This is a genomic window from Flavobacterium aerium (assembly GCF_030766725.1).
Taxonomy (GTDB): Bacteria; Bacteroidota; Bacteroidia; order Flavobacteriales; family Flavobacteriaceae; genus Flavobacterium; species Flavobacterium aerium.
Window position 1 is genome coordinate 1 of record NZ_JARQWR010000049.1, and the last position, 332, is coordinate 332.

Genomic DNA, 332 nt, shown 5'->3' on the forward strand with positions numbered 1-332 from the left:
CGCAAACGGATGTGAGAGTAAAACTCGTTTAGCCGTTCTAGCCAAAATTACTGTTACACCAGCACCAACGACAACACAGTCAACACAAACATTCTGTGAGATCGTAAACCCAACAGTAGCGAACTTATCTGCAACAGGAACTGCGATTCAGTGGTATACTGCTGCTACAGGTGGAACAGCTTTAGCATCAACAGTAGCTTTAGTAGATGGAACAACGTATTATGCTTCTCAAACCGCAAACGGATGTGAGAGTAAAACTCGTTTAGCCGTTCTAGCCAAAATCACTGTTACACCAGCACCAACGACAACACAGTCTACACAGACTTTCTGTG

The 332-nt window shown here is 44.0% G+C and carries 1 protein-coding gene; it reads left to right on the forward strand.

Translation table 11 applies throughout. From position 1 onward, the window contains the following. On the forward strand, positions 1–332 hold a 332-nt coding region (locus P6733_RS17935), incomplete at both ends, for an Ig-like domain-containing protein (protein WP_459553647.1).